The 4,975-nt window shown below is 54.7% G+C and carries 7 protein-coding genes; 1 reads left to right on the top strand and 6 read right to left on the bottom strand.

Going from position 1 to position 4,975, the window contains the following annotated elements:
- From B9Z54_RS13685 to B9Z54_RS13675, 3 genes are all read right to left on the bottom strand, one after another.
- Positions 1 to 1,717, bottom strand: a 1,717-nt coding sequence (locus B9Z54_RS13685) for a molybdopterin oxidoreductase family protein (protein WP_113928936.1), incomplete at its 3' end; no start/stop codon positions are given.
- A gap of 288 nt (positions 1,718 to 2,005) precedes the next feature.
- Positions 2,006 to 2,383, bottom strand: coding sequence for a hypothetical protein (locus B9Z54_RS25745; protein ID WP_240189924.1), 378 nt, complete (start codon positions 2,381 to 2,383; stop codon positions 2,006 to 2,008).
- Positions 2,380 to 3,141 carry a hypothetical protein gene (locus B9Z54_RS13675; protein WP_240189923.1) on the bottom strand — a complete coding sequence of 254 codons (762 nt, stop codon included), beginning with the start codon at positions 3,139 to 3,141 and terminating at the stop codon, positions 2,380 to 2,382. Before B9Z54_RS13675 ends, B9Z54_RS25745 begins: the two co-directional genes overlap by 4 nt.
- 100 nt (positions 3,142 to 3,241) lie before the next feature.
- On the opposite strand from B9Z54_RS13675, the gene B9Z54_RS13670 reads away from it, so the two are divergent.
- On the top strand, positions 3,242 to 3,613 hold the full coding sequence (locus tag B9Z54_RS13670; RefSeq protein WP_113928934.1) for a DUF3221 domain-containing protein: 372 nt from the start codon (positions 3,242 to 3,244) through the stop codon (positions 3,611 to 3,613).
- On the opposite strand, the gene modB is transcribed toward B9Z54_RS13670, so the two are convergent.
- From modB to B9Z54_RS25740, 3 genes are all read right to left on the bottom strand, one after another.
- A complete protein-coding gene (gene modB / locus B9Z54_RS13665) occupies positions 3,610 to 4,251 on the bottom strand; it encodes a molybdate ABC transporter permease subunit (RefSeq protein WP_113928933.1) in 642 nt (213 codons plus the stop codon). The genes B9Z54_RS13670 and modB overlap by 4 nt on opposite strands.
- Positions 4,248 to 4,742 carry a molybdate ABC transporter substrate-binding protein gene (gene modA, locus B9Z54_RS13660; RefSeq protein ID WP_240189925.1) on the bottom strand — a complete coding sequence of 165 codons (495 nt, stop codon included), beginning with the start codon at positions 4,740 to 4,742 and terminating at the stop codon, positions 4,248 to 4,250. The genes modB and modA overlap by 4 nt, the downstream gene beginning before the upstream one ends.
- Positions 4,720 to 4,975: molybdate ABC transporter substrate-binding protein (locus tag B9Z54_RS25740; RefSeq protein ID WP_481747796.1), on the bottom strand; the 256-nt coding region annotated here is incomplete at its 5' end. The genes B9Z54_RS25740 and modA, both read right to left, overlap by 23 nt.

The following is a 4,975-nucleotide window of genomic DNA, read 5'->3' as shown; positions in this document are numbered from 1 at the left end:
TCCCGTTCGCCGTTCCAAACCGCTCTTTGAACATCGTCGGTGTTCCTGGATGGTCTTCGGACGGACATGGCCAAAAGACACCATACTCGTCATCGATCCGCTCCCACGTGATCCCTGAATAGTCCGCCGCTCCGCCTTTCGTCGCGATACGGAACTCTTCCCAAATGTCACGCGCCGTCTCGTACGGGAAGTACTGTCCGCGTCCCATCCGCTCCGCGATCCGCTTCATGATTTCCCAGTCCGGGAGCGAGTCCCCGAGCGGTTCGCGCACTTTCCGGATCCGGATGACACGTCCTTCTAGGTTCGTCGTCGTCCCTTCGTCCTCGGCCCACGAACAGGCCGGTAAGACGACGTCAGCGAACTCACAAGATTCCGACATGAAGAAGTCACTGACGACGAAGAAATCGAGTTTGTTGAAGCTGTCCCAGACGTATGGGAGGTTCGGTGCCGACACGGCCGGGTTCGAGCACATGAGGTGCATCGCCCGAATCGTGCCCGCTTGAATCTCATCGAACATCTCGAACGCGGAGACGCCTGGTTTTGGCATTTCAGAAGGATCGATACCCCAGACGCCGCTCACATATTCGACGGCTTTCGGGTCCGTTAACTTCCGGTAGCCTGGTAACAAGTCGGCTTTTTGTCCATGTTCCCGTCCACCTTGGCCATTCCCTTGCCCCGTCATCGTGGCGACGCCTGAGGCGAACTTCCCGATCATGCCGCGTAGGAGCGCCATCGACGTGTAGAGCGAGACGTTGTCGACGCCTTTCGATTGTTGTTCGACGCCGCGAGCGAACAACATGACCGAGCGTGGGCTTTTCCCGTAAATATGCCCTGCCTTCTCGAGTTTTTCAATGGCGACACCGGTCACTTCACTCGTCCGTTCGAGCGACCAGTCACGGACCGATGCCTTCAACTCTTCGTAGTTATCGCAACGCTCATCCACGTACGCTTGATCGACGTAATCGTGTTCGACCAAGAAGTTGAGCAATCCCATCGCGAGCGCCGCGTCCGTCCCTGGCTTCAGATCGAGATGAACGTCGGCGACACGTGCCATCGGGATTTCACGAGGGTCGGCGACGATGATTTTCGCGCCTTTGTCTTTCGCCTTCCAAATATGCTGCGTCGTCGTCGGGTGACATTCGGCGATGTTCGAGCCGGCGACGAAGAACGTATCGACGTGCTCGAATTCCGTCCACGGGAGCGTCGCCCCGCGGTCAATCCCGAGTGTCTTCAAGAAACCTCCGGCAGCCGAAGACATGCAGAAACGACCGTTGTAATCGATGAATCGTGTCCCGAGTGCGACACGGGCATACTTCCCGACGAGGTAACATTTCTCATTCGTCATCGAGACGCCGCCGAAGACGGACACCGCGTCTTTCCCGTGTTCCCGTTGAATTCGCTTAAAGTTCGCTTCGATCACGTCGAGCGCCTCTTCCCATGTCGCTTGTTCAAACTTGCCGTTCCGCTTGATGAGCGGGGTCATGATGCGGTCTGGATGTTCGATCGTTTGATAGGCCGTGACGCCTTTCGGACAAAGTTTTCCTTTATTGACCGGGAAATCGTAGCGTGGTTCGACGCCTTTGACGGCCCCCGTCTTCTCATCGACCCGGATATGCATGCCACACTGCATGCCGCAGTAACAGCAGTGGGTCGTAATCAGTTTCTCGCCCGGTTTGATTAAATTCTGTACTTCTGGCGACGTTAAAAAGTCACTCATCGTCTTCCCCTCCATAGAACGTTTCCGCTCTTCGTTTTGAAAATCCACTGACATGATAGCCGTTGATCGTTTGAAGCGGATAATGCATCCCGTCACTTCCGGGCCGTCCGAGTGCCGAATCGAGCCGGGCCCGACGACGGCAGGCGTGACACAGGTCCTGAACCGTGTGCGCCGCATCGACTTTCACGAGTTGGTCCGACCCTACGAGCAATTGCTTCACTTGTTCGATTTCTTCAAGCGTCCCAGTCGGTTCGCCACACTTAACGCACAGGTGTCTCATCTTTTGCCTCACCTTTTCGTCTCCTTCGGCCGGCCAAATCCTGGCATCGACATGCCGGTGTTCGTATCGACCGGATGCGTCGGCAACTGTCCATTCATCAAGTTCAACTGCATCTTCACACGCATCGAACGTCGACACGGTTGGCAGTAATCCGACAGCTGGGTCCCGTCACTGAGTCCGAGCTGGATCGTCTGCGCTTTTAGAATCGCTTGGACGTCATCGACTTGATTGTCGGTCGCGTAGCGCGTCCCACAGCCAGCGCAAACACGCGTCTCATCTGCCTCGACTTCGCGATAGTTCATCGGCACGCTAGCCGCCATCGGTCGGACCGGCAAGTGGAACAGTTTACCGAACGGGAAGTAGCATAAAAAGATGATGACGGTCAATTGATGGAACAAGGCGAGCTCGTGATGGATGAATCCGCCGAAAAWWCATATGACACGGTCAACAAGAGCCCTGATACGGTGACGATGAGCAACATGAGGAGCGGTAAAAATATACAAAATTCGAACCGCTGCGTCACTTTCACGTCCTGGTCGTTAATGCGGCGATAGAGCGCCATGAGCACGCCGACGAGCAACATGAGCGCGGTAATATTCAAGCCGTTGTAGACGAGCTCCGCGAACAACCCGTGTGCGGCCATTTTGATGGTCGGGATGTTGAAGACGACGATTTGATATGTCTCGATATCGATCAAATCAAACCGCATCCATTGGAACGTCAACCCGAACGTGATGGCGAACGACCCGAGGCATCCCCAGGCGATCAACATATGTTGGGTCCAGCGGTACCAGCCCCGCTCCCAAATGAATTTCTGTAAGACGATGTTGTTGACGGTCGTCGCAGCGACGGCTTTGCTGGCCCGTTTCTTCTCCGCCTTCATTTGCTTGAGGCTTCGCTTCAAAACTTGTGAGGTGGCCGGCCGTGCAAAGAATAACGTCAAGCGGACGACCATCCCGATCATGCAAATGACGGCGGCGATATAGTAGCCGAATAGCGCCATGTCTACGTGCTCAAATCCTGCCGAGGCAATCCATGTCGAGAGCACCAACATGGTAAATCCAACAAACGACCACTTTGCGGCGGTCGAATAAAATAACGATCGGACATATGTGTTCCCCCTTCTCTTTCCGAGCGACTTCATAGTTTCATCATAAAGATGACATCTCGACTTAACTGTTACTTTTTTCACAGATAAGCGATTCGAGACGTGACAGAATAATGAACGAAGGAGGCGTTCCCTTATGAAATCATCGCTTAAAATCATGTTATTCCTCACCATCGCGGCCATGCTCGTCGTCTTTTCCATCGGTTTCGTCTTCGCCAACCGGGCGACGACCGCACCGGATGTCGAGGGGTATGTGATTGAAATAAATGAATCTGACCGCACCGCCCTCGTCATCAGCGACATCACTGCCGAAGACGCCACGCTCTCGCCTGACGAACTGTTCGCTCAAAGCGCACCGGAAAACATAAGCTGGTTCAAGTTTCAAGTGAAAGACACGTTCGAGCAAATCGCTGTCGGGGACCACGTCCACATTTGGAAAAAGACCGGTCCGAGTATCTTGAATACCCCGAACCGGTCTTATGTGAAAAAAGTCGACGTGATCGACTAATATTGACGCTTGCCGTAACGTTCGCTCAGCCAGAGGACTAAAAACGCCAAACCAACCAGCCATCCGCTCCAGACGAGCGCCTGGGTCATATCGCCGTTGATCGTCGCCATATAAATCGCTGTGGCGAGCGTCATCGTCTCACCTGGAATGTTTCCCGCAATCATCATCGTGATCCCGAACTCGCCGATCGATCGGGCGAATCCGAGGACGAAACCGCTCGTCAACGCAGGTAACAGCAGTGGGATTGTCACGTAGGTGAACAGTTGACGCTCTGACCCGCCGAGCACGCGTCCAGCCTCATACCATTCCGCATCGAGCTGTTTGAGCCCGAGCCGAATCGTTTGATAGATCAGCGGGAACGCGGCCAGGGCGGACGCGATGATGTTCGCCTGTTTGGTGAACAAGATAGTGACGGGCAAGAACCCGCCGATCCCGTTGTTCCCAAGCACGATCAAGGCGTACAAACCGATGACCGTCGGCGGCAAGATGAGCGGCAACAAAAAGATTGTCTCGAGCAGCCGTTTACCTTTGAACTGACGGTGATGCATGAAATAGGCCGTCCCGAAGGCGAGGACGAAGGCGCTCATCGTCGCCATCATCCCGACTTCGAACGTGAGCTGTAGTGGAGATTGCATCATTTTGAAAATCCTTTCGCTAAGAAGTGAGCTTGGATGTCATCGTCAAACAAACGCGCGTAGACATCCCGCACGTATGATTCATGTGTCAACCGGGCCGCCGGATATGAAATCGTGCCCGTCGCTTCAAGCGGGATCGACTGAATCGCCTCGACGGCTGTCGTCAATTCTGTCTTATAGACGAATCCTGCATTGGCATCACCTTGTTCAATGAGCGTCAGCACTTGTCTCACATTCTGGGCGAACATGATTCGAGGTTCCGCCTGTTCCCACGCCTGTTCCACTTCGAGCGCCTCTTTTGCGTAACGACCGGCCGGGACATTCACCGGGTCGCCGATGACGATGCGAGCGCACGTATTTAAGTCGTCCCACGTCTCCGCGCACGGTTTTCCTTTCGGTGTCACGAGCCACAACTCGTTATGCAAGAACGCATCCCGCTCGAGAATCGGGATTTGTAATCGATCAACATCGTCATCGCTCGCGGCTAAAAAGATGTCCGCCGGAGAGCCGTGATTGATTTTGTGCTCTCAAGGCGCCGCTCCCGTTCGTCACGACGCGAATGTCGATCCCTTCGAGCTCAGATTCCAATTGTTTCTCGACTTCCTGCAAAGCTGGCCCTAGGCTTGCCGCCGCTAAAATGGTCACGGTGTCTTCGTGAGCCGGACTGGACCACACTTGGCTTAGCAACATGGCGACGGCCACCCCTGCGATGACTCCACTCACCCGC

It is taken from the genome of Bacillus sp. P14.5 (genome assembly GCF_003316765.1).
Taxonomy (GTDB): domain Bacteria; phylum Bacillota; class Bacilli; order Bacillales; family Bacillaceae_B; genus Rossellomorea.
Note: the sequence above shows the minus strand (reverse complement) of the source record. Positions and strands in the feature narration are given on the sequence as shown.